Annotated in this window: 20 protein-coding genes, 2 tRNA genes and 1 pseudogene; 16 read left to right on the top strand and 7 right to left on the bottom strand. The window is 70.7% G+C overall.

Annotated features, from left to right (window positions below; translation table 11 throughout):
- The first annotated feature begins 114 nt into the window (after window positions 1-114).
- The 10 genes from AIIKEEIJ_RS23210 to AIIKEEIJ_RS23165 all read left to right on the top strand — a co-directional run bounded on the left by AIIKEEIJ_RS23210 (window position 115) and on the right by AIIKEEIJ_RS23165 (window position 10,606).
- Complete coding sequence (locus AIIKEEIJ_RS23210) at window positions 115-3,201, top strand: ATP-binding protein (protein WP_202917486.1); 3,087 nt, start codon at window positions 115-117, stop codon at window positions 3,199-3,201.
- The gene (locus tag AIIKEEIJ_RS23205; RefSeq protein WP_006934478.1) at window positions 3,198-3,614 is read left to right on the top strand and encodes a roadblock/LC7 domain-containing protein; all 417 of its coding nucleotides are present in this window, start codon (window positions 3,198-3,200) and stop codon (window positions 3,612-3,614) included. Before AIIKEEIJ_RS23210 ends, AIIKEEIJ_RS23205 begins: the two co-directional genes overlap by 4 nt.
- Window positions 3,615-3,627: 13 nt before the next feature.
- On the top strand, window positions 3,628-4,002 hold the full coding sequence (locus AIIKEEIJ_RS23200; RefSeq protein WP_006934479.1) for a DUF742 domain-containing protein: 375 nt from the start codon (window positions 3,628-3,630) through the stop codon (window positions 4,000-4,002).
- Between the two features lie 13 nt (window positions 4,003-4,015).
- The gene (locus AIIKEEIJ_RS23195; RefSeq protein ID WP_006934480.1) at window positions 4,016-4,570 is read left to right on the top strand and encodes a GTP-binding protein; all 555 of its coding nucleotides are present in this window, start codon (window positions 4,016-4,018) and stop codon (window positions 4,568-4,570) included.
- Entirely contained in the window at window positions 4,570-5,406 is an 837-nt protein-coding gene (locus AIIKEEIJ_RS23190) for an MHYT domain-containing protein (RefSeq protein ID WP_006934481.1), read from the top strand. The genes AIIKEEIJ_RS23195 and AIIKEEIJ_RS23190 overlap by 1 nt, the downstream gene beginning before the upstream one ends.
- Window positions 5,407-5,563: 157 nt before the next feature.
- Window positions 5,564-6,397: an MHYT domain-containing protein gene (locus AIIKEEIJ_RS23185; protein WP_161996657.1), complete on the top strand. Its 834-nt coding sequence runs from the start codon at window positions 5,564-5,566 to the stop codon at window positions 6,395-6,397.
- A gap of 150 nt (window positions 6,398-6,547) precedes the next feature.
- Complete coding sequence (gyrA, locus tag AIIKEEIJ_RS23180; protein ID WP_161996656.1) at window positions 6,548-9,052, top strand: DNA gyrase subunit A; 2,505 nt, start codon at window positions 6,548-6,550, stop codon at window positions 9,050-9,052.
- The gene (locus AIIKEEIJ_RS34110) at window positions 9,053-10,246 is read left to right on the top strand and encodes a DUF3566 domain-containing protein (protein WP_161996655.1); all 1,194 of its coding nucleotides are present in this window, start codon (window positions 9,053-9,055) and stop codon (window positions 10,244-10,246) included.
- Window positions 10,247-10,321: 75 nt separating this feature from the next.
- A tRNA-Ile gene (locus AIIKEEIJ_RS23170) sits at window positions 10,322-10,395 on the top strand.
- Between the two features lie 138 nt (window positions 10,396-10,533).
- Window positions 10,534-10,606 (top strand) — tRNA-Ala (locus tag AIIKEEIJ_RS23165).
- Between the two features lie 68 nt (window positions 10,607-10,674).
- Here AIIKEEIJ_RS23165 and AIIKEEIJ_RS23160 read toward each other — a convergent pair.
- The 5 genes from AIIKEEIJ_RS23160 to AIIKEEIJ_RS23140 are packed head-to-tail and all read right to left on the bottom strand — an operon-like array spanning window position 10,675 to window position 14,209.
- Entirely contained in the window at window positions 10,675-11,127 is a 453-nt protein-coding gene (locus AIIKEEIJ_RS23160) for a MarR family winged helix-turn-helix transcriptional regulator (RefSeq protein WP_043799097.1), read from the bottom strand.
- Entirely contained in the window at window positions 11,124-11,735 is a 612-nt protein-coding gene (locus AIIKEEIJ_RS23155; protein WP_050034261.1) for a type 1 glutamine amidotransferase family protein, read from the bottom strand. The genes AIIKEEIJ_RS23160 and AIIKEEIJ_RS23155 overlap by 4 nt, the downstream gene beginning before the upstream one ends.
- A gap of 55 nt (window positions 11,736-11,790) precedes the next feature.
- A complete protein-coding gene (locus AIIKEEIJ_RS23150; protein WP_006934487.1) occupies window positions 11,791-12,378 on the bottom strand; it encodes a TetR/AcrR family transcriptional regulator in 588 nt (195 codons plus the stop codon).
- Window positions 12,379-12,395: 17 nt separating this feature from the next.
- Entirely contained in the window at window positions 12,396-13,082 is a 687-nt protein-coding gene (locus tag AIIKEEIJ_RS23145; RefSeq protein ID WP_161996654.1) for an ATP-binding cassette domain-containing protein, read from the bottom strand.
- Window positions 13,079-14,209, bottom strand: coding sequence for an FtsX-like permease family protein (locus tag AIIKEEIJ_RS23140; protein WP_202917484.1), 1,131 nt, complete (start codon window positions 14,207-14,209; stop codon window positions 13,079-13,081). The genes AIIKEEIJ_RS23145 and AIIKEEIJ_RS23140 overlap by 4 nt, the downstream gene beginning before the upstream one ends.
- A gap of 117 nt (window positions 14,210-14,326) precedes the next feature.
- On the opposite strand from AIIKEEIJ_RS23140, the gene AIIKEEIJ_RS23135 reads away from it, so the two are divergent.
- The 4 genes from AIIKEEIJ_RS23135 to AIIKEEIJ_RS23120 all read left to right on the top strand — a co-directional run bounded on the left by AIIKEEIJ_RS23135 (window position 14,327) and on the right by AIIKEEIJ_RS23120 (window position 17,703).
- The gene (locus AIIKEEIJ_RS23135) at window positions 14,327-14,827 is read left to right on the top strand and encodes a hypothetical protein (protein ID WP_029546814.1); all 501 of its coding nucleotides are present in this window, start codon (window positions 14,327-14,329) and stop codon (window positions 14,825-14,827) included.
- Window positions 14,828-14,904: 77 nt separating this feature from the next.
- Window positions 14,905-15,414 carry a copper chaperone PCu(A)C gene (locus AIIKEEIJ_RS23130; protein ID WP_006934494.1) on the top strand — a complete coding sequence of 170 codons (510 nt, stop codon included), beginning with the start codon at window positions 14,905-14,907 and terminating at the stop codon, window positions 15,412-15,414.
- The gene (locus tag AIIKEEIJ_RS23125) at window positions 15,407-16,591 is read left to right on the top strand and encodes a Dyp-type peroxidase (protein WP_161996653.1); all 1,185 of its coding nucleotides are present in this window, start codon (window positions 15,407-15,409) and stop codon (window positions 16,589-16,591) included. The genes AIIKEEIJ_RS23130 and AIIKEEIJ_RS23125 overlap by 8 nt, the downstream gene beginning before the upstream one ends.
- Before the next feature lie 152 nt (window positions 16,592-16,743).
- The gene (locus AIIKEEIJ_RS23120) at window positions 16,744-17,703 is read left to right on the top strand and encodes a R2-like ligand-binding oxidase (RefSeq protein WP_006934498.1); all 960 of its coding nucleotides are present in this window, start codon (window positions 16,744-16,746) and stop codon (window positions 17,701-17,703) included.
- A 27-nt stretch (window positions 17,704-17,730) separates the two neighbouring features.
- On the opposite strand, the gene AIIKEEIJ_RS23115 is transcribed toward AIIKEEIJ_RS23120, so the two are convergent.
- Window positions 17,731-18,927: a hypothetical protein gene (locus AIIKEEIJ_RS23115; protein WP_102799445.1), complete on the bottom strand. Its 1,197-nt coding sequence runs from the start codon at window positions 18,925-18,927 to the stop codon at window positions 17,731-17,733.
- A gap of 155 nt (window positions 18,928-19,082) precedes the next feature.
- Between AIIKEEIJ_RS23115 and AIIKEEIJ_RS23110 the strand changes: the two are divergent.
- Window positions 19,083-19,366: pseudogene (locus AIIKEEIJ_RS23110) on the top strand (alpha/beta-hydrolase family protein); the annotation flags it as partial.
- Between the two features lie 24 nt (window positions 19,367-19,390).
- Here the strand turns inward: AIIKEEIJ_RS23110 and AIIKEEIJ_RS23105 are convergent.
- A complete protein-coding gene (locus tag AIIKEEIJ_RS23105; protein WP_161996652.1) occupies window positions 19,391-20,071 on the bottom strand; it encodes a hypothetical protein in 681 nt (226 codons plus the stop codon).
- 175 nt (window positions 20,072-20,246) lie between these two features.
- Between AIIKEEIJ_RS23105 and AIIKEEIJ_RS23100 the strand changes: the two genes are divergently transcribed.
- The gene (locus tag AIIKEEIJ_RS23100) at window positions 20,247-21,539 is read left to right on the top strand and encodes a lipase family protein (RefSeq protein WP_202917483.1); all 1,293 of its coding nucleotides are present in this window, start codon (window positions 20,247-20,249) and stop codon (window positions 21,537-21,539) included.
- Window positions 21,540-21,617: the final 78 nt, after the last annotated feature.

Genomic DNA, 21,617 nt, shown 5'->3' with positions numbered 1-21,617 from the left:
ACTCAGGAACGTCTCTTCCGACCACTCCACCCGCAGCCGCACCTCCTCGACACCGAGCGGTGTGGCGCGGGTGTGGGTCGGCGGCGGAAACCGGGTGGAAAGTGAGCTGTGAAGATGAGTGACGAATCGCCACCTCGGCAGCGGTGGTGGAACATCGAAGGGTGGGGCCTTCGCTGGAAGGTGACCGCCGTTCTCGCCGTTCCCGTGACCGTGGCAATGGTGCTGGGCGGCCTGCGCGTGCAGCAGGAGCTCTCCAACGCCGTCCACTTCTCGTCCGCTGCCGACCAGGTGGCCGTCGTGCCCGACCTCGTCGACTTCGGTACCGCCTTCGGTACCGCCTCCGCGACGCTGGCCGCCGGCACCGGCATCACGAACGAGATCGAGAACCTCGACGCGACACTGGAACGCGTCCGGGCGGTGTCCCAGAATCCGGAGCTGGATCCGGTCATCGCCGCGGACCTCACCCGCACCGTGGCCGCCGCCGAGGCGCTGCGAGACCGTATCGCGGCCGGCAACATCCCGCTCCCCGAGCTCAACGAGCAGACCAATGCCATCCGCAAGGACCTGATCCGCATCGTCGAGGCGATCGTCGAGCCGATCGAGGATCCGTCCGTGCTCGCCGAGGGCACCCGGCTCGTCGACGCCTGGGCGTCGCAGCGCTACCTGTTCGATCAGGTGATGGGCATCGTGGCGATCCTGCGGGACCCGGACCAGCCGGGCACCACCCTGGTGTCCGCGTCCGGCTCCGAGCTCGCCATGCTCGAGACGCTCGCCCGGTCGTATCCGGCGTCCGACGCCCAGATCCAGGAGCTGCGCAACGGCGTCGCCGAGCGCACCGCGATGATCGACGCCGCCGGCGACGGGCCGCTGCCCATCCTGAACCTGCGCTCGTCGCTGCTGCAGAGCGTCGAGGTCTACGGCACCCTCATCGACGAGGCGTCCGACGCGATCAGCGAGACCGTTCTCGCCCGCGCCTCCGACACCCGCTCCGCCGCCCTCCGCGACACCGCGATCGTGCTCGGTGCCCTGCTCGCCGCGCTCGTCCTGGCGCTTCTCGTGTCGCGGTCGCTCGTCGGCCCGATCCGCCGCCTGCGCTACGGCGCCCTCAAGGTCGCCCGGCAGGAACTCCCCGACGCCATCGACCGCATCAAGGTGGGTGACAACGTCGAGGACATCGAGTTCACGCGGGTCCCGGTGCACACGACCGAGGAGGTCGGCCAGCTCGCCCGCGCCGTCGACGACATGCACGGGCAGGCCCTGCGCCTCGCCGGCGAGCAGGCCCACCTCCGCCTGCAGATCAACGACATGTTCGAGACCCTCGCCCGGCGCAGCAAGTCGCTCGTCGAGCAGCAGCTCGGCCTCATCGAACGACTCGAGTACGAGGAGAAGGATCCGGCCCGGCTCGAGAGCCTGTTCCGCCTCGACCACCTCGCGGCGCGCATGCGCCGTAACGGCGACAACCTGCTGATCCTCTCGGGCACCCGGATGCGGCGCGGCCACTCCGCGCCCGTACAGCTCGGTGACATCCTGCGTGCCGCGATGTCCGAGGTGGAGGACTACCAGCGCGTCCAGATCGGCTCGACGCCGGAAGGCGCACTCAGCGGCACGGTCGCCACGGACATCGTCCACCTGCTCGCCGAGCTCGTCGACAACTCGCTGCGGGCGTCCCCGCCGGACAGCACCGTGACGTTCAGCTTCGCCCGGGCCGTCGACGGTGGCCTGCTCGTCGAGATCGCCGACCGCGGTATCGGGATCCCGGCCGAGGAACTCGACGCGATCAACGAGCGGCTTGCTCTCGGCGGCGAGGTCGGTCCCGACACCGCCCGCCACATGGGTCTGTTCGTGGTCTCGCGCCTCGCGGCGCGGCACGGCCTCACCGTGCGGCTGCGCCCGACGTTCGACACCGCACGCAACCCGGGCATCACCGCCAGCGTCCACATTCCCGACGTGCTCCTCGTCTCGCCGCTCGCCCTGTCGCAGACGGGGCCGCAGCCGCGCATGGGCGAGGACGGCCGTCCGGCCGAGGCCCTGGCTCCGCGGCCGCCGCGCGACGTCGCGGCCCCGGCCCTGCCGGAACGCACCCCCGCGCCGGAATCGCCGCTGCCGCAGCGCCAGCCGGCACCCGTTCCTCCGGAGCCGTCCGCGGGTCTGCCGCAGCGTCAGCCGGGGATCACTCCCGGTCTGCCGCAGCGCCGCCCCGGCTCGACTCCCGGTCTGCCGCAGCGTCAGCCGGGTGTCACCCCGAGTCCTGCGCCGCGCCAGCCCACGCCGCTGTCGGAACTGCCCCGACGGCAACCCGGTCCGACGCCGGTCCTGCCGCCGCGCCGCTCGGAGACGGTCTCGTCTGCTCCTGCTCCCGCCGCGGCCGCTCCGGCCTCGCCCGAGTCGGCTCCGTCGTCCGCGGGCAGCGGTCTGCCGCAGCGCCGGCCGGGTGCCACGCCGGGTCTGTCGCCGCAGCCGGCTCCGTCGTCCGCGGGCAATGGTCTGCCGCAGCGCCGGCCGGGTGCCACGCCGGGTCTGTCGCCGCAGCCGTCCGCTGCTGTGCCGGGCAGCGGTGCGTCGGGGAACGGTGCGTCGGGCAGCGGTGCGTCGGGCAACGGTCTGCCGCAGCGCCGCCCCGGGAGCACTCCCGGGCTGCCGACGCCGCCGGCCGCCGCCGATTCCTCCCTGCCGCAGCAGCATTCCGAGCAGTCCGCAGACCCGGCCGCCGCGTCCGCCGGCCACGGCAGCGCAGCAGCCGACGGGCAGCCGGGCCGCGCCGCACGGCATCGGTACCGGACGAACCCGGCCAAGACGGCCGCGTTCTTCCAGCCGCGCCCCGACGTCAACTCGCTGCGTCCGGGTGCCGGCACGCCGATCTTCGCCGACATGATGTCGAGCTGGCTCGTCGATCCGACGAGCCTGCCGGAGGACCGTCGGCCGGAGTGGAACTCGCGGGCGGACGTCGGTTGGAGGGCCGCCCAGGAGGCGGCGCAAGCCCCGGTGGAGCAACTCACCACCGCGGGTCTTCCGCGACGTGCACCCGGTCATAGGCTGGTGCCCGGTGCGGTCGCCTCCCCGGCGACCGGATCTGTGCCGGCTGTTCGGCGGCGCGACCCGGAGGCCATCCGGGCCAACCTGAGCCGTCACCAGCAAGGGGTTCGCAACGGGCGGGCCTCCGCGCACGCGTCCACCCAGACCGACGAACAGGGAGTTCGATGAACATTGACCATGGATCCGACGTAACTCGTCCTCTGGACTGGTTGGTGTCGAACTTCGCGCGCGAGGTTCCCGGCGTCTCCCACGCCGTGCTCGTGTCCGCGGACGGCCTCCTGATGGCGGCCAGCGCACACCTGCCTGTCGACCGTGCCGAGCAGCTCGCTGCCGTCACGTCCGGCCTGGCCAGCCTGTCCAACGGCGTGTCCCAGCTCTTCGAGGGCGGCGGAGTGCTCCAGTCCGTCGTGGAGATGCAGCACGGTTACCTGCTGCTGATGAGCGTGGGTGACGGCTCGCACCTTGCGACCCTGACCGCCTCGGAATGCGACATCGGACAGGTCGGTTACGAGATGGCACTCCTGGTCGATCGTGTGGGGGCGTCGGTCGAGGCCACTCCGCGCATCGGTCTGGGGTCCTGACGTCGAGGTGGCCATGGAAGAACGCAAGCCGGAGTCGCCGCCGGCCCAGCCCAGTCTGGTCCGGCCGTACTCACTGACTTCGGGACGGACCAGCCCCGCGGTCGAGCTGGCGTTGGAGGCACTGATCCAGGTCCTCCCGGGCACGGACGACCGTGCCCGGGACCTGGACAACATCAATGCCACGATCGTGGCTTTGTGCAGAGAGTCCCCGTCGGTCGCCGAGATCGCGGCGCGGGTGGGTGTGCCGATCGGGGTGGCGCGCGTACTCGTGGCGGATCTCGTCGAAGCCGGGCACGTACGGATCCTGGCCACCCTGAAAGACGATTCGAGCGACGCGGAGCGTCGTGAGCTGATTGAAAGGGTCCTCAGTGGACTTCGCGAACTCTAACTCCCCGAAGCGGGTGACCTCGACGAAGATCGTGATCGCCGGGGGCTTCGGTGTCGGCAAGACCACGTTGGTGGGGGCGGTCTCGGAGATCGTTCCGCTGCGCACCGAAGCGCTGGTCACCAACGCCAGCGACGGCGTCGACAACCTGAGCGCGACGCCGCAGAAGGCCACCACGACCGTCGCGATGGACTTCGGCCGGATCAGCCTCGCCGAGGATCTCGTGCTGTACCTGTTCGGTACGCCGGGGCAGCACCGGTTCTGGTTCATGTGGGACGACCTGATCCGAGGTGCGATCGGTGCCATCGTGCTCATCGACACCCGGCGTCTGGACGAGAGTTTCGCGGCGGTCGACTTCTTCGAGGCCCGGAACCTGCCGTTCATCGTCGCGATCAACGAATTCGACGACGCCCCGCGGTACCCGACCGAGGACATCCGTCAGGCCCTCGCGGTCTCGGCGGACGTGCCGATCGTCTCGATCGACGCTCGGCAGCGCGAGTCCGCCAAGTCGGCGCTCGTGACGGTCACCGAGTACGCGCTGCGCAAGCTGCATCAGCCGGTAGCGCCCTGATGGACACGCACGTGCACCTGTTCGGCATGGGCACGTGGGTGATCGTCCTGGCGTACGCGACGTCGGCGATCGGGTTGCTCGTGGGACTGGCCAGTGCCCGCAAGTCGTTGTCCGCCGGTTCGGAACGGGCGCGGCTGTACTGGCTGATGCGAGCCGCGCTCTCGACCGGGGGCGTCGGGGTGTGGCTGGCGCACTTCCTGCCGATGGCGGGTTTCACGGTGGACGGCAGCATCATCCGATACGACCTGCTCGGCATCGTCTTCTCGATGGCGGTGGCGCTGGTGTCCGCCTTCGTCGCCATGGTGGTCGTGCAGCCGAAGCGGGTGTCGCGCCGGGCCCGGCCGTCGCGCGGTGCCGTGGCGGCACGGCTGCTGGGCGGGTCGCTGGTCCTCGGCGCCGGGATCGCCGGCGTGCACTACTCGATCATGTGGGCGATGGAACTGCAGGGCACCGTCGCATACGACCTGACCTACGTGGCGGCGTCCGTGGTGGCGGCCTGCCTCACCGCGGTGGTGGTCCTGTGGCTGGTCACGGTCGCCGACAGCAGGTGGATGCGGATCGGCGGCAGCATCTTCGCCGGCGCGGCGGTGATCGGCGTGCACTTCCTCGCGATGGCGGCGGTGCAGGTGACGGTGGATCCGGCGACCGCGGCCCCGTCGGGGGTCGAGGTGTTCGCCGTCCTCTTCCCGGTGTTCGTGCTCGGCATGCTGATCCTGACGGTCCCGATCATGGCGTTGCTCATGGCTCCCGACCGGGTGGCGGCCGCACTGGAGGCCGAGGCCGAGGCGTGGGCGCAGCAGCACAGCCCGGCCGATCCCCGGCGTCCGGCCACCTGAGCGCACGGGGGCGGGACCTGCCCCCGTTCGAATTACATCGATGCGATACGCTCCGATCGCTGTCGAGGGGGCGAAGTCGCAGCCCGTATCGATTCGGTGTGGCGCGCCACCGCACGAGTGCGGACCGACTTCCGCGTGCCACGCTCAGAAGGTCACGATGTCGCACGAAATGCACCACTTCTCCATGGGGATGTGGGTGTTCTTCCTCGCCTATGCCACCTCCGTCGTCGGATCGTTCGTCGGGCTCTCCTGCGCCCGCCAGGCGCTGATCGCCCCGACCGGCCGCGGCCACCGCCGCTGGATGGCCATGGCCGCCCTGTCCGTCGGCGGTGTGGCCGTCTGGCTCATGCACTTCATCGGGATGATGGGCTTCGACGTCCCGGGTACCGCGGTCCGTTACGCGCTGGGACCGACCGTCTTCTCCGTCGCGCTGTCGGTGGCCGCCACCTGGTTCGGGCTCTGGCTCGTGAGCTCCCGCACCGCGTGGGTGAACCGCGTCCCGTCTCTCGTCCGTCTGTTCGTCGGCGGTGTCGGGATGGGCCTGGCGGTCAGCCTCATGCACTACAGCGGCATGTGGGCCATCCGGATCCAGGGCTCGCTCGAGCATGACACGGCGTTCGTCGTGGCCTCGGTGGCCATCGGTGTCGTCGCGGCCACGGTCGCCCTGTGGCTCGCGCAGGCCGCGGACCGGTGGACGCTCCGGGTACCGGCCGCCCTGCTCATGGGCTGCGCGGTCGTCGCGCTGCACTACACCGGCATGGCCGGTGTGCGCGTCCAGGTCGACCCGACCGTCCCGCTGCCGGCGGGCCAGACCGTCACCGCCCTGCTGTTCCCCTCCTTCGTGCTCGGCATCGTCGTTCTCACCGTGCCCATCGCGGCGCTGCTGCTCGCGCCCAGCCGGAGGGATCTGGCACTGGAACAGGAGTTCGCCCGCTGGACCACCGACGACGACGGCACCGACTCGTCGCGGACCGTTCCGGCGCGATCGTGACGTGAATTCCGGGCGACGTGCAGGGTCGGTCGAGCGGAATCGCCGCATCGGTCGGTGTGCGAGCTGACCTGCACCTATAGACTCGTGTGGTTGCGAGACGCGCGCCGGGCGGAAGCCCGCGGCGTTCGAGCCGAGTAGAAGAAGGAGCTCATGACCGACACCACGTTGCCGCCGGAGGGGCCGGGGCACGACCGCATCGAGCCCGTCGACATCCAGCAGGAGATGCAGAGCAGCTACATCGATTACGCGATGAGCGTGATCGTGGGCCGCGCCCTGCCCGATGTGCGGGACGGTCTCAAGCCGGTGCACCGCCGCGTCCTGTACGCAATGTACGACAACGGGTTCCGCCCGGACCGCGGCTACGTGAAGTCGGCACGTGCCGTCGCCGAGACGATGGGCAACTACCATCCGCACGGCGACGCCTCGATCTACGACACGCTCGTGCGACTCGCGCAGCCGTGGTCGATGCGCTACCCGCTCGTGGACGGCCAGGGCAACTTCGGTTCCCGCGGCAACGACGGTGCGGCCGCGATGCGGTACACCGAGTGCCGGCTCACGCCGCTCGCGATGGAGATGCTGCGGGAGATCGACCACGAGACGGTCGATTTCCAGCCGAACTACGACGGCCGCACGCTCGAGCCGGTGGTTCTCCCCAGCCGTATCCCCAACCTGTTGATCAACGGTTCCGGCGGCATCGCGGTGGGCATGGCCACCAACATCCCGCCGCACAACCTCCGTGAGGTGGCCGAGGCGATCTACTGGGCGCTCGAGAACTACGAGGCCGACGAGGAAGCCACCCTGGCGGCCGTCATGGAGCGCATCAAGGGGCCGGACTTCCCGACGGCGGGCCTGATCGTCGGCAGCCAGGGCATCAAGGACGCGTACACCACGGGCCGCGGCTCGGTGCGGATGCGCGGTGTCGTGGAGATCGAGGAGGACGCCCGGGGGAAGACCTCCATCGTCATCACCGAACTGCCGTATCAGGTCAACCCGGACAACCTGATCACCTCGATCGCCGAGCAGGTCCGGGACGGCAAGATCGCCGGCATCTCCGACATCCACGACGAGTCGTCGGACCGTGTGGGCATGCGCATCGTCGTCACCGTCCGCCGTGATGCCGTGGCGAAGGTCGTCCTCAACAACCTCTACAAGCACACGCAGCTGCAGACCGGCTTCGGCTGCAACATGCTCTCGATCGTCGACGGCGTGCCGCGCACCCTGCGGCTCGACCAGATGATCCGGTTGTACGTCAACCATCAGGTCGAGGTCATCGTCCGCCGGACGCGGTACCTGCTGCGCAAGGCGGAGGAGCGGGCCCACATCCTGCGCGGACTCGTCAAGGCGCTCGACGCGCTCGACGAGGTCATCGCGCTGATCCGCGCCTCGGCGACGGTGGAGGACGCGCGCACCGGCCTGATCGGGCTGCTCGACGTCGACGAGATCCAGGCCGACGCGATCCTGGCAATGCAGCTGCGCCGCCTCGCCGCTCTGGAACGACAGAAGATCGTCGACGAACTCGCCGAGATCGAGCGCGAGATCGACGACCTCAAGGACATCCTCGCCAAGCCCGAGCGCCAGCGCGCGATCGTGCGGGACGAGCTGAAGGAGATCGTCGACAAGTACGGCGACGACCGTCGCACACGCATCGTCGCGGCCGACGGCGACGTCTCCGACGAGGACCTCATCGCCCGCGAGGACGTGGTCGTCACCATCACCGAGACCGGCTACGCCAAGCGCACCAAGACCGACCTGTACCGGTCCCAGAAGCGTGGCGGCAAGGGCGTCAAGGGTGCCGACCTCAAGCAGGACGACATCGTCAAGCACTTCTTCGTGACGTCCACGCACGACTGGCTGCTGTTCTTCACCACCAAGGGCCGGGTGTACCGGGCGAAGGCCTACGAGCTGCCGGAGGCCAACCGCACCGCGCGCGGCCAGCACGTGGCCAACCTGCTGGCCTTCCAGCCGGACGAGCGGATCCAGGGCGTCATCCGGCTCAAGTCCTACGAGGACGCCCCGTATCTGGTGCTCGCGACCCGCAACGGCCTGGTCAAGAAGTCGCGCCTGTCGGACTTCGACTCCAACCGGTCCGGCGGCATCGTCGCGATCAACCTGCGCGGTGACGACGAACTGGTCGGCGCGGTGCTGTGCTCGTCGGACGACGACCTGCTGCTGGTGTCCGCGAAGGGACAGTCGATCCGTTTCGCGGCGAGCGACGAGGCGTTGCGGCCGATGGGCCGGGCGACCTCAGGGGTGCAGGGCATGCGGTTCAACGAGGACGACGCCCTGCTCTCCCTCAACGTGGTCCGCGAGGGCACGTACCTGCTGGTCGCGACGTCCGGCGGGTACGCCAAGCGCACCCCGATCGAGGACTACATGGCGCAGGGCCGCGGCGGCAAGGGCGTGCTGACCATCCAGTACGACCGCAAGCGTGGCACTCTGGTCGGAGCGCTCATCGTGGACGACGACGACGAGCTGTACGCGATCACCTCGGGCGGTGGCGTCATCCGGACCCCCGCGAAGCAGGTGCGCAAGGCCGGCCGACAGACGAAGGGTGTGCGGTTGATGAACCTGGGGGAGGGGGACACGTTGCTGGCGATCGCACGCAACGCCGACGAGCCCGAGGAGAGCGCCGTACTCGAAGCGAAGGAGTCGTAAGTGAGCACTCCCCAGGGACCGAACGGGGCCGAGCAGGGGCCGCCCGCTCAGCCGCCGAAGGGACAGAACGGACGAGAGGTGCCCGGGAAGCAGGCTCCCGAGGTGAAGCCGGAGGGCGCTGCGGCGCCGTCGGACGCGCCGGGTGCCGCCCGGAACCCCGCCGCGGGAGCGAACCCGGGCGCGCCGGCCGACGGCGCGGCGAAGCAGGGTCCCGCCACGCCGGAGAGCGGGACGTCGCCGGCGGGGCGTCCCGGGCAGCAACGGCCGGGTGGGCCCCCCACGCCGCCGTGGCAGCGCGGGAGTCAGCAGGAGGCGCCGCAGAACGTGCCGCAGACGAATCTGGCCCGCCCGGGTCAGACGTCGTCCTCGACCGGGCGTCCCGCGGTGCCCACCTCGGGCGGCGCTGTGGGTGACAAGACCGCCACGCGGCCCGGGGGTGACAAGCCCGCCACGCGGCCCGGCGCGGCCCCGACCGGATCGGCGCAGCCCGCAGGACAGCAGCCGGGCCCGGCGAAGCCGGCGGCGGCTCGCCCCGGCGTGAATCCGGCCGGCGGCCGGTCCGGTGCCGCGACGCCGCCGACCCGCCCGGTGGTCACCGGCACGGCGGCCGCCTCGATGAACGCGCCCACGACGGGGATGCCGGGTGCGGACCGGTCGGCGGCCAAGACGAAGGCGGCCGTCATCGACGGTCCGACGCGGCACATCGAACGCAAGGACCTGGCGAAGGACCTGCCGGACCTGTCGACGGTGAAGCATCCGCTGCCGTCCGCGCCGGCCGAGGAATCCGCGGCTGCGCAACCGGCTGCCGTGGTGGCGGCCGCGGCCCGGGTCCCGGGTGAGCCGCTGCGGGCGACCGTGCAGCTGCGCCGCATCGATCCGTGGTCGATGCTGAAGATCTCCTCGGTGATCTCCGTCTCGTTGTTCTTCGTGTGGATGGTCGCCGTGGGTCTGCTGTACGGCGTGCTCGCGGGCATGGGCGTGTGGGAACGGCTCAACAGCGCCTTCACCGACATGGTGTCCGACACCGGTGGGGGTGGCCTCATCACCGCCGGCCAGGTCTTCGGGTACGCGACGGTGATCGGGCTGGTCAACACGATCCTGCTGACCGCTCTGGCCACCCTGGGGGCGTTCATCTACAACCTGTGCACCGACCTCGTCGGGGGCGTGCAGGTCACCCTCGCAGACCCGGACTGAGCTGGGAAAACGTGACCCCGCCGAGCCGATTTTGGACTTCGTGGCTCGGTGGGGTAGTGTTCCAACTCGGTTCGAGGGCCTATAGCTCAGGCGGTTAGAGCGCTTCGCTGATAACGAAGAGGTCGGAGGTTCAAGTCCTCCTAGGCCCACTCCCCGTGCCGAAAGGGCAGCGAGCATGAAGGTTCTTCTCACTGTGGGAACCGTGGTGCTGGTGGCCGTCGGACTCGCTCGGATGTTGCGGAGCGAGGACGAATGGCACGAGGTCACCGGCCGCTGAGGCGGCAGACGGGGCCTTAGCTCAGTTGGTAGAGCGCTGCCTTTGCAAGGCAGATGTCAGGAGTTCGAATCTCCTAGGCTCCACAACACACACTCGAATATCGACGACAGGCCCGGACATCACGGATGTCCGGGCCTGTCGTCGTGCCCGGTCACTTCTCCTCGGCGAGCTCGTCGAGGACCGCCGAGAGCCGGCGCATCGCGGCCAGTGCGCCGGCCAGGTCTTCCTCGCCCACGGCGTCGGCCAGGCGACGGGCGAAGGCGGCATGCGCCGGATCGATCCCGGACACCGCCTCGCGTCCCGCCGGGGTCGGCGCGACGAGCTTGGCGCGCCGGTGGGCCGGGTTGGGCAGGTACTCGGCGAGGCCTCGCTCGACCAGCAGGTCGGCGATCCGCTGCACGCTCTGGCGGGTGATCCCCATCGCGCGGGCGATGCCGGCGACCGGCAGGGGTTCGCGCAGCACGGCACCGAGGACCTGCCACCACGCCGCGGTGAGCCCGGCCGGGCGCGCGAGGGATTCGGCGACCTCGAGGAACTGTCCGTTGAGCCGGAACGACGTCAGAGCGAGGCCGCTGAGCAGTTCCTGTTCCGGGCGCTCGCTCATCCGGCCATGAGTTCGTAGAAGCCGGCGGGGTCGCGTCGGCCGTAGAGCTTGAACCAGGATTCGAGGACGTGCGGCTCGAACACCTCGAGGCGTTCGAGGATCGCGCGGGCGAACTCGACCGGGGCGGTGGCACTCGCGGTGATCAGATTCCGGTCGGTGACGGCCGGTTCGTCGCGGTAGAGATCCCCGCCCGCGTAGCCCACACTCGCCAGGAACTCGGCGGCGTTGCTCGTGTGCGCGCGATCGTCGAGTAGGCCGGCGAGGGCGAGCCCGCCCGTGGCCCCGCAGATCGCGGCCACCGGGACCCCGGCCTCGAGGAAGTCGCGCGCCCGTTCGGCGAAGGGGGTGAACTGCTCGGTGTTCCAGATGTCGTTGCCCGCCAGGACGAGCATCGCGCTGTTCTCCGGCCGCACCTCGTCCAGGGTGGTGTCGGGGAGGATGCGGATTCCGCCCATGGTGGTGACGGGTTCGCGCGTGGCGCCGACGGTGGCGACGGCGTAGCGGCCGGGATGCTTGTGCCAGAGGGGCTTGTTGATGTGGGCGATCGCATGACCGACCTCCCAGTCGGCGAAGGTGTCGTACACGGCGACATGCACTGTCTCAGTCATGACAATATGCTGTCTATTTGACAGCCTGTTGTCAATAGGGGGCACCCGGAAGATCTCAGCCCGTTTCACGTGAAACGTCGATGAGCTCGAGCAGATCGCGGACCGCCCGGCGGACCTCCTCCAGGTTCCGGCCGGATTCGATGAGTTCGGTGCCCTTGTGGACCACGGCGCCGACCAGTTCGGCGGCCAGTTCCGGATGCGTGGTCCCGTGCTCACGCAGGGCCTCGACGAGGGGGAGCACGAGCTCGCGGTGCAGCGTCTGCATGCGTTCGTCGGTGAAGGCCTGCGGCGTGACCGTGGCGAGCGCTCCGACGAGCGCGTGCTCGCCCTCGGCGACGAGCCGGAGGTTGGCGTCGACGTACGCGAGTACCCGGCCGGCCGGATCGCCGGCCTCGTCCATGGCGGCGATCACCTTCGCGTTCCAGCGCGGGAACATGTCCTCGACGACCGCGCGCAGCAGATCCTCCCGCGACCGGAAGTAGTGGTAGACGCTGGAGCGGGCGAGCCCGGCCCGGGCCGCGACCTCGCCCAGGCTCGGCGGGCGCTCCGGCGACTCGGTCAACAGTGCGTGAGCCGCATCGAGGAGTGCCCGTAGTTGGGTTGCGCGATGCTCGGCGACGGTAGCCGCAGAGATCTTCGGCACGGGCCCTCCTCGTGCGGTCAGCCGCGGGCGTGCAGCCTGCCGTCCACCATCTCCAGGATGCGGTCGCAATGCTCCAGCACGTCGTGGTCGTGGGTGACCATGATGCCAGCCACCCCCGCATCGTGGGTTTCCCGGGCAAGCAACTCGACCACCTCGTGGCTGCGGGTGCGGTCGAGGGCGGCGGTCGGTTCGTCGACGAGCAGCAGCGCCGGCCGCGAGACGAGGGCCCGGGCGATGCCGACCCGCTGGCGTTCGCCGCCGGAGAGCTGTCCGGGTCGCCGGTCGGCGCGATGGCTCATCCCGACCGCCCCGAGCAGCTCGTCCGGATCACGTCCGGGGCGACCGGTGATCTTCGGGACCAGCCGGAGCTGGTCGCGGGCGGTCAGGGCGGGAACGAGGTTCCCGGCCTGGAAGACGAAGCCCACCCGCTCTCGCCGCAGCCGGGTCAGCGCCCGATTCGGCAGGGCGGAGACGTCGATCCCCGCCAGCGTGACGACACCCGTGGTGGGGCGGGTGAGACCGCCGGCGACGGCCAGCAGACTCGACTTGCCGGCGCCGGAGGGCCCGACGATCGCGACGAGCTCACCGGCGGCGACGTGCAGGTTCACGTCGTCCAGTGCCACGACGGTGTTGTCGCCGTCGCCGAAGCGGAGGGTGACGCCGGACAGGGCCAGGCCGGTGGTGGGGATGGTCGAGGTGGTCATCGGTTCTCTCCGAGGGCGGTGAGGGGATCGACGCGGGTGACGCGGACGACGGCAACGGCCGCGCCCAGCAGTCCCAGCAGGACCAGGATCGCGGCGCCGGACGCGACGGGGCCGGTCTCGAGCGCGAACGGCATGCCGCTGCCCTCGAGGCCCGACCCGAGGCCGAGGCCGAGGAGGACTCCGACGGTCACCGACGCGAGGAGCACGACCGTCGCCTGTGCCAGGCCGTCGCGCAGGAGGAAACCCGTGGAGGCGCCCATGGCCCGCAGCACGGCCAGTTCCCGGGAGCGCTGGACGGTCCAGATGCTGAAGAAGGCGCCGACGACGAGGGCGGAGATCGCGTACAGGAAGCCCTTGATGAGGGACATCGTCATCATCTCGGCGGAGTAGCCGGGGGAGGCGTCGAAGGATTCCTCGAGGGTCTTGGCGGCGGTGCCGGCGGCGGCATCGCCCGCGGCGAGGTCGGGCAGCCGGTCGTCGACACCCCGGACGGCGACGACGCTCGCCTCGGTGTAGACGCGCGGATCGGGTAGCTCGCCGGCCCGCGTGCCGGCGTGGATCGCCTGCCAGGTTCGCAGCGGCAGGTAGGCGACGTCGACGTGGCCGAAGGTGCGCTTGTCGGCGGTGAAGCCGGCGACCGTGAGTTCGGTGCCGAGGCGCTCGAGGACGATGGTGTCGCCGACGGCGATGCCCGACTCGCGCACGGTGTCGCTGACCAGGATGTCGGTGGCGCCGGTGAGGGGACGCCCCTCGGCGGGCGCCGGTTCGAGGAACGAGCCGGGTTCGATGCCGAAGAGGGTGAGGTCGACCGGTGTGCTGGACGCGGTCCGGGCGTTGACGATGGCGTTGCCGAGCAGCGCGGCGTCGGCGACGTCCGGCCGGGCACGCCACGCGGCGGCCTGGTCCTCGGTGACGACGGATCGCGAGAACGCCGAGTCGGTGCGGGTGCCCTCGGCGAAGGCGAAGGCCTGGACCGGGGTGCGCTGGAGGGCCGAGACGCCGTCTGCCACGAGGCCGGAGGACAGGCCGGACAGGATGACCATCAGCACCGCCACCAGGGCTACGACGGTTCCCATGAGGAGGAAGCGGGTGCGCGCGAACCATAGTTCGCGCAGCGCGAGGAACATGTGGGCTCCTGAGGAAGATTTTATCGACGGACAGTCGACATCTTATCGACAATGTGTCGGCAAGTTCTGTGAGGCCGGTTACTACTTCCGGTAGTAGGAGGCGCGTATCCTGGCTGCATGTCTGCCGAGAAGGACTTCGCCGCACGCGTGCGCGGCGCCTTCGTCGGCGGCATGTCGGGGGCGGTGAGCATCGCCGCCCATGCGCTCGCCGGCGGGGCCGCGCCGGGACAGGCATCCGCGGTGTTGCTGCTCGCCGCCGCGGCCGCGGTGGGTCTGCTCGCCGCGGGCACGCGCCTGCCGATCGTCGGCGTGCTGGCCGCCGGGCAGGTGGTGGGCCACGGCGTCCTCTCCCTCGACACGGGACACGTCCACGTCCCCGGCGCGGGCATGCTGGCCGCCCACACGGCCGCGATCGTCGTCGCGGCGCTGCTCGTCCGCGGCGCCGAACACGGCTGCCGCGTCGGGCTCACCGCGGTGCGGCGCGCGAGTGTGCCGCCGTTCGCGCCGGCGCCCGTCGCCGTTCCCGGCTGGACGCCCGTCGCACACCATCCCCGGGTGCGGCGCGGCCTGCTCGTCGCCGCAGGTCTCGGCACCCGAGGTCCTCCCCACACGGTCTGATCCCAGCCCACCTCACGGTCACCGCTACGCGGGACCGCGCGCACGCGTGCGCACCCGGACCGATTTCGGAGAACCTCATGAAGAAGACCCTGTTCCTCGCTGCCGCCGCGGCCGCGACCCTGTTCGCCGCCGGATGCTCGTCCGACGAGCCGGCCGCCGCCTCCGCGGACTCGCTCACCGTCTCCTCGGCGTGGGCGAAGGCCGCCGAATCCGGCATGACCGGTGCTTTCGCCGAGCTCGAGAACACCGGCGACTCCGACATCCACATCGTCTCCGCCGCCAGCCCCAGCTCGGCCCGCACCGAGATCCACGAGATGGCGGCCGGCGACGGCGGCGCCATGGTGATGCGCGAAAAGGAGGACGGCCTGGTCATTCCCGCGCACAGCACCCACTCCCTCGCGCCCGGCAACGACCACCTGATGCTGATGGACCTCGTCGAGCCCGTCCTGCCCGGCACCGAGGTGACCTTCGAGCTGACCTTCGAGGACGGCTCGACCACCGAGTTCACCGCGCAGGTCCGCGACTTCTCCGGCGCACGGGAGAACTACCAGCCGAGCGCCGGCATGGGGGCGAACCACGGTGGCTGAGCTGAGCCGGCGGCGCCTCCTCGGGGGCGGCGCCGCCGTCCTCGGCGTCGCGGGCATCGGCGCGGCCGGGATCGGGACGGGCCTCGGCTATGCCGCCACGCGGGAGCCCGAGCCCACCGGCGGGCGCACCGTCGCCTTCCACGGCGTGCACCAGGCCGGCATCGACACCGAACCGCAGGCCTTCGCCGCATTCGTCGCCCTGGATCTGCGCCTGGGCCTCGACCGGCGGGCGCTCGTCGGGATCATGAAGGTGTGGGCCGAGGACGGCCGCCGGCTCACCGAGGGCAGCCCTGCCCTCGGCGACACCGAGCCCGAACTCGCCCACGATCCCGCGCGGCTGACCGTGACCGTCGGATTCGGTCCCGCCGTGTTCGACGCGGCCGGCCTGGCGGCGCAGCGGCCCGAGTGGCTGCGGCCGCTGCCCGCGTTCTCGATCGATCGCCTCGAGGAGCGCTGGTCGGGCGGTGATCTGCTGGTGCAGGTCTGCGCCGACGACCCGGTCACCGTCTCGCACGCGACCCGCACGCTCGCCAAGAGCGTGCGGTCGCTGGCCACCGTGCGCTGGGTCCAGCGCGGGTTCCGCAACGCGGCGGGCACCAAGCCCGCCGGCACCACGATGCGCAACCTCATGGGCCAGGTCGACGGCACGGTCAACCCGGCCGCGGGAAGCACGGACTTCGACCGGCAGGTGTGGAATCCCGGCACCCCGGCCTGGCTGGCCGGGGGCACGTCCGTGGTGGTGCGGCGTATCCGCATGGAACTCGACACGTGGGACGAGCTGGACCGGCCGGCCCGTGAACTCGCCGTGGGCCGGGACCTGGCCTCGGGGGCGCCGTTGACCGGCAACCGGGAGCACGACGATCCGGACTTCGCCGCCACCGACGTGCACGGCATTCCGGTGATCCCCCCGGAATCGCACGTCGCGCGGGCGCGGCCCCGGAACGCGAACGAGCGGTTCCTGCGGCGCGGCTACAACTACGACGACCCGGACGGCGCCGGGCTGCTGTTCGCGTCGTACCAGGCCGACGTGGACGCCCAGTTCGTTCCGGTGCAGCAGCGGCTCGCCGAGCACGACGCGCTGAACCCGTGGATCACGCCGATCGGGTCGGCGGTGTTCGCCGTCCCACCCGGATTCGGCCCCGGCGGATATCCGGGGGACACCCTGCTCGAGGGCTGACGGGCAGCGCTCCCGGCCGGGATCTGCTCGACGATCCCGGCCGGGGGTCCGTCATACCTACAGTTTGTATGGTTCCCGTCACGCCCCGCCGAAATGGCGCTACCGTCGAGATGGACACGCGTCCATCCGGGCGAGGGAAGGCGGGCACACTCATGACCACAGCACTGCCGGAACGTCAGGGCTTCGGAACGCTGCGCGCGGGAGGTCTGCACTGGGACGCCTTCCCGCTGCGGCTGTTCGCGAAGGGTAACGCGAAGTTCTGGGATCCGCTCGAGCTGGACTTCAGCCGGGACGCGGCCGACTGGAACGAGCTCAACAGCGAACAGCACCGCAGCGCCACCTATCTCGTCGCGCAGTTCGTGGCCGGCGAGGAGGCCGTCACACAGGACATCCAGCCCTTCCTACGGGCGATGGCCGCCGAGGGCCGGCTCGGCGACGAGATGTACCTGACCCAGTTCTGCTTCGAGGAGGCCAAGCACACCCAGGTCTTCCGCCTGTGGATGGACGCGGTGGGCCTGACCGCGGACCTGCACTCCTACGTTGCGGACAATCCGTACTACCGGCAGCTGTTCTACGAGGAACTGCCCCATTCGTTGCGCGTCCTCGAGACCGATCCGAGTCCTGCCAATCAGGTCCGCGCCAGCGTCACCTACAACCACGTCATCGAGGGCAGTCTCGCCCTCACCGGGTACTACGCCTGGCAGAAGGTGTGCACGAAACGCGGAATCCTGCCCGGCATGCAGGAACTCGTGCGCCGGATCGGCGACGACGAACGCCGGCACATGGCGTGGGGCACGTTCACCTGCCGCCGCCACGTCGCAGCCGACGACTCGAACTGGGATGTCGTACAGCAGCGCATGGGGGAGTTGCTGCCGCTGGCGCTCGGCATGATCCAGTGGGTCAACGACCAGTTCGAGGAGCAGCCCTTCGGCCTCGACCCCGACGAGTTCGTCGCCTACGCGGCCGACCGGGCCCAGCGGCGCCTCGGGGCCATCGAATCCGCGCGCGGCCGGCCGGTCGAGGAGATCGACCTCGACTACAGCCCCGAGGTGCTCGAGGACAAGTTCGGCGCGGAGGACGCCGCGGAGCTGAACTCGCTCACGGAGGGCTGAACTCCGCGGTAGTAACAACCCGAACGGTCAGAGCAGCGCGACGGCCGCGAAAGCCAGCAGCAGGATCACTGCCACCACGGCCCCGATCGCCGAGTAGTTCCTGCTCGGCCGCGTGGTGACGGTGGTGACCGTCGTCCCGAAGGCCTCGTCGGCGCTGCTGTCATCGGACCGGGTGTCATCGGACCGGGCGTCGCCGGACCGGGGGTCGGAGGCGGTCGTCGCCGGGACGGGTGCGGGGCTCCCCGGTGCGCCGGCTGCCCTGTCTCGTTCCGCGGCCGCCTCGGCCCTCGCTCGTTCGGCCGCTTCGAGTTCCCGGATACGTGGGATGCCACCGGTGAGGACGTCGGTGACGTCGTACGACGGTGGCAGTCCGATCCGCGCCTTGACCACGCGCGCGGGCGTGAAACCCGCCGCCAGGATGGCGGCACCGAGGGCGGCGGTCTGCTCGGGGCCGGGGCCGACGAGAGTGCGCACGCCGAGTTTCGCGGCGAGGCTGTCCGCGATGGACTGCACATGCGAGCGGTCGCGCGCGACGAACCCGTCGCCCATCACCACCACGGCGTCGAGGTTGTGCGAAAGCCAGCCGAACGCGCCGAGCGCGGTAGCCAGCTGGGCCGCGGGAGACGGGGCGCTCTTGGCGGCGAAGCGGAACGCCTTGCCGGCCGACACACCGGAGCGCACGAGATTGACGGTCGAGCCGCCGTCGTCGACGTGGAAGATGCCGACGAGTTGTCCGGGGGTCTCCGAGATCTCCGACGCGTACCAGGTGGCCGCGGCCTCGGCGTCCGAGACGAGGGCGATGTGCCGCAGATCCGCGTAGTCGAGCGCGGCCCGCAGCGCGGCCACCGTGGACTGGTCCCACCGCGACGGGTAGGTGGCGGTGACAGCGGGCAGACCCCCGTCGGGCCCGCCGTCCGGCGGCAGCGGCTGGCACTCGTGCAACAGGCAGGCGATCGCCGTGGCCATCGAGTCCTCGGCCCGGTAGATGCGCCCGTCACTGGCGGTGACGCCGGCGGGATCACCGACGCGGCCGAGGAAGCCCGACAGGTAGCGGGCCTCGCCGGCGGGATGCGGGGCGCCGCCGAGGACGGTGGTGCCGTCGGAGTCGATGTGCAGGACCGTGTCACGGGCTATGACGACGGGATCGGGGCTGCCGGGGTCGTTGGAGGCGAGCACCGCGGTGGACACCACGCTCCCGATCCGGAGACCGACTCCCACAGCCATGTCACACCTCCCGTAGACAACGATCGGCGTACATCTTGCTACCGACTCGGCCACGTCCGGGGAAGCCGCGCCGTAGGACCGCGCGGGAGATTGCCGTGCCCACTAGGATCCGCGCGTGACGTAAGCACAGCCCGTATGCCCCTGCGGTTACCAGGCCGATCACCCGGTGGTCGTTCGGGCTGCTGCTGCGGGAGCCGCACTGGTTGCGCGAGCCGCTCGGCCCGGATGTGGATCCGGGCATGCGGTGGCTGCCCTTCGGCACGTTCTGGCAGGTCACGCTCGACATGGTGTTCTCCGCCGACGTCCCGTCCGGGTTCGGCCACGCCCACGGGCCGGAGGCCGCGCAGTTGTGGGCGGACATCCTCGCCCCGACGGCTGGGACGACGCGGTCACCCACCGGGTGCAGAACGCCCTGTCCGCCCAGCCCGGCGACGAGTGACGCCGCTCCGTCGCCGTGGCACCGTCAGGTTCTCGGCCGGAACGCCCGCCGGGGCGGGAACGCCTGCCGGGCGTGGGTCAGCAGGAACACGCTGATCACGATCACCCACGCCGGGAAGACGAGCGTGAGCCACAGCGCCTCGGCCACCGCGAACAGCAGAACCAGGGCGAGCAGGTACGTGGGTAGGACCAGCCATCGGGGCATGAGTCCGGTGCGCAGCCAGATGGTGGCCAGCGAGATCATGAAGACCGCGGCCATGCGGATCGAATAGACGTTGCTGATCTGCAGGATCAGCGCGTGCGCGAAGGCGGCGGATTCCTGGGCGGGCACCGCCTCCGCCCGGTCCGCCAGGAGCAGCCCGCCGGCGCTGGCCATCGTGACGAGGATCAGCGCCAGGAACAACAGGCCGCTACCGACGAAGACCGTCGAGAAGAACTGGTCCTCGAGGTCTCCCAGTCGGTGCCGGAGCGCACCGATGAACCACAGGAACGCGATGCAGGCGAACTGGGCCAGCGTCAGCGCCACGGTGAGCCGTGAGCGGCCGGCGTCCAGCCACTCGGTGCTGCCGAAGGGATCGGCGGGGATCGCCTGACGGATCAGGACGATGCTCGTCGCGAACAGGACGGCGAACACGATCCCGACGACGGCGGCGGTGTGCGGTGTGGTCAGTCGGTGCAGTTGCGGTTCGCTGCGCTCCCCGGTCATGACCGGATTGTCCCCGACCAGCGGCGATGCCCGGGGGCGAACGACGGACCGCGGTGCGAATCGGGGTTCGCGAGCCCCCGGATCACGTACTTACGCGCCGGTAAGTTAGGTGTTACAGTGCGTACCGCTTGTGTCGTCCGACACACGGACAGCTACCTGTGAAGGGACCATGGGGATGGGGATGGGGATCACCAGACGGTGGATCGGCGCTGCGGCGACGGCCGCGGCACTGACAGGAGCGATGCTTGCCACGCCGGCGACGGCGAGCGCGGATGCGAACTTCTACGATCCTCCGCTCGACCTGGTCGGAGCCTCCGGCGACGTCCTCCGCAGCGGGCCGTCCGACCTCTCCATTCGCGTCCCGTCGCCGCAGGGCGTGTTCCCCGCGCAGGGCACCCGGCTGCTGTACCGGAGCCTCGACGCCAACGGCGAACCCAGCGCCGTCGGCGGCACCTACCTCGAGCCGTCGCTGCCGTGGAACGGGCCGGGGCCGCGACCGCTCGTCGCCATCGCGCCGGGCACCCAGGGCCAGGGCGACCAGTGTGCCCCGTCCAAGCAGCTGAACTCGCTCGTGTCCTACACCCCGCCGCTCGACCTGTTCACCGAGTACGAACTGCTCTCGATCAACACCATGCTGCTGCAGGGCATCGCCGTCGTCGTCACCGACTACGACGGGCTCGGCACACCGGGGCACCACACGTACGTCAACCGGCTCGCCGAGGCGCACGCGGTGCTGGATGCGGTCCGGGCGGCGCAGAGCCTGCCCGCCACGTCCATCACCCCCGACGGTCCTGTCGGCCTGTGGGGGTACTCCCAGGGCGGCGGTGCCGTGGCTGCGGCCGCAGAACTGCAGCCGACCTACGCGCCCGAGCTGAACGTCGTGGGGGCCTATGCCGGCGCGCCGCCCGCGGACCTCGAGGCCACGCTCAGCCAGGTCGACGGAACGGCGCTCACCGGCGTGATCGGCTACACGATCAACGGCCTCGGCGAGGCCTACCCCGAGCTCCGGGATCTCGTCGACGCCGAGGTCAACGACCGTGGACGCGAGATGCTGCATTCGGTGGCGAACCAGTGCGCGCCGGAGACGATCTTCCGTTACGGCTTCCAGCGCACGAGCGACTACACCCGCACGGGTGAACCGCTGAGCGTGGTCGTCGATCGGTTGCCGGAGGCGAAGGAAGCCATCGCCGCGCAGCGGATCGGACGTCTGCAGCCGTCGGTGCCGGTACTCGTGCAGCACGGGACGATGGACGACATCGTGCCCTACGGACAGGGGCGCCAGCTCGCGGCGGACTGGTGCGCCCTCGGCGCCACCGTCCAGTTCTCCCCGAACACCACCCCGCCCGTCCTGCCGGGCCTGGCCGTCAATCACGCGCTTCCTCTGGTCGCGGGGATGCCCGAGGCGGTCGCCTACCTGAACGACCGGTTCGCGAATCGGCCCGCCCCGTCCAACTGCGGCGCCTTCTGACCCACGACGGCGTCGGATCCGCCGCAAGGGGCGGTCAGTCGCGACAGCGATTGCTGTCGCGGCTGACCGGAGCCCGCG

The sequence above is a fragment of the Rhodococcus sp. YH1 genome (assembly GCF_009939605.1).
Classification (GTDB): Bacteria; Actinomycetota; Actinomycetes; order Mycobacteriales; family Mycobacteriaceae; genus Rhodococcus; species Rhodococcus aetherivorans.
Note: the sequence above shows the minus strand (reverse complement) of the source record. Positions and strands in the feature narration are given on the sequence as shown.

What these genes read in the sequence shown, in the direction of transcription:
- AIIKEEIJ_RS23210 (WP_202917486.1), top strand. Translation starts at nt 115, where the DNA reads ATGAGTGACGAATCGCCACCTCGGCAGCGGTGGTGGAACATCGAAGGG.
- AIIKEEIJ_RS23205 (WP_006934478.1), top strand. Translation starts at nt 3,198, where the DNA reads ATGAACATTGACCATGGATCCGACGTAACTCGTCCTCTGGACTGGTTG.
- AIIKEEIJ_RS23200 (WP_006934479.1), top strand. Translation starts at nt 3,628, where the DNA reads ATGGAAGAACGCAAGCCGGAGTCGCCGCCGGCCCAGCCCAGTCTGGTC.
- AIIKEEIJ_RS23190 (WP_006934481.1), top strand. Translation starts at nt 4,570, where the DNA reads ATGGACACGCACGTGCACCTGTTCGGCATGGGCACGTGGGTGATCGTC.
- AIIKEEIJ_RS23185 (WP_161996657.1), top strand. Translation starts at nt 5,564, where the DNA reads ATGTCGCACGAAATGCACCACTTCTCCATGGGGATGTGGGTGTTCTTC.
- gyrA (WP_161996656.1), top strand. Translation starts at nt 6,548, where the DNA reads ATGACCGACACCACGTTGCCGCCGGAGGGGCCGGGGCACGACCGCATC.
- AIIKEEIJ_RS23160 (WP_043799097.1), bottom strand. Translation starts at nt 11,127, where the DNA reads ATGAGCGAGCGCCCGGAACAGGAACTGCTCAGCGGCCTCGCTCTGACG.
- AIIKEEIJ_RS23155 (WP_050034261.1), bottom strand. Translation starts at nt 11,735, where the DNA reads ATGACTGAGACAGTGCATGTCGCCGTGTACGACACCTTCGCCGACTGG.
- AIIKEEIJ_RS23145 (WP_161996654.1), bottom strand. Translation starts at nt 13,082, where the DNA reads ATGACCACCTCGACCATCCCCACCACCGGCCTGGCCCTGTCCGGCGTC.
- AIIKEEIJ_RS23140 (WP_202917484.1), bottom strand. Translation starts at nt 14,209, where the DNA reads ATGTTCCTCGCGCTGCGCGAACTATGGTTCGCGCGCACCCGCTTCCTC.
- AIIKEEIJ_RS23135 (WP_029546814.1), top strand. Translation starts at nt 14,327, where the DNA reads ATGTCTGCCGAGAAGGACTTCGCCGCACGCGTGCGCGGCGCCTTCGTC.
- AIIKEEIJ_RS23130 (WP_006934494.1), top strand. Translation starts at nt 14,905, where the DNA reads ATGAAGAAGACCCTGTTCCTCGCTGCCGCCGCGGCCGCGACCCTGTTC.
- AIIKEEIJ_RS23120 (WP_006934498.1), top strand. Translation starts at nt 16,744, where the DNA reads ATGACCACAGCACTGCCGGAACGTCAGGGCTTCGGAACGCTGCGCGCG.
- AIIKEEIJ_RS23115 (WP_102799445.1), bottom strand. Translation starts at nt 18,927, where the DNA reads ATGGCTGTGGGAGTCGGTCTCCGGATCGGGAGCGTGGTGTCCACCGCG.
- AIIKEEIJ_RS23105 (WP_161996652.1), bottom strand. Translation starts at nt 20,071, where the DNA reads ATGACCGGGGAGCGCAGCGAACCGCAACTGCACCGACTGACCACACCG.
- AIIKEEIJ_RS23100 (WP_202917483.1), top strand. Translation starts at nt 20,247, where the DNA reads ATGGGGATGGGGATCACCAGACGGTGGATCGGCGCTGCGGCGACGGCC.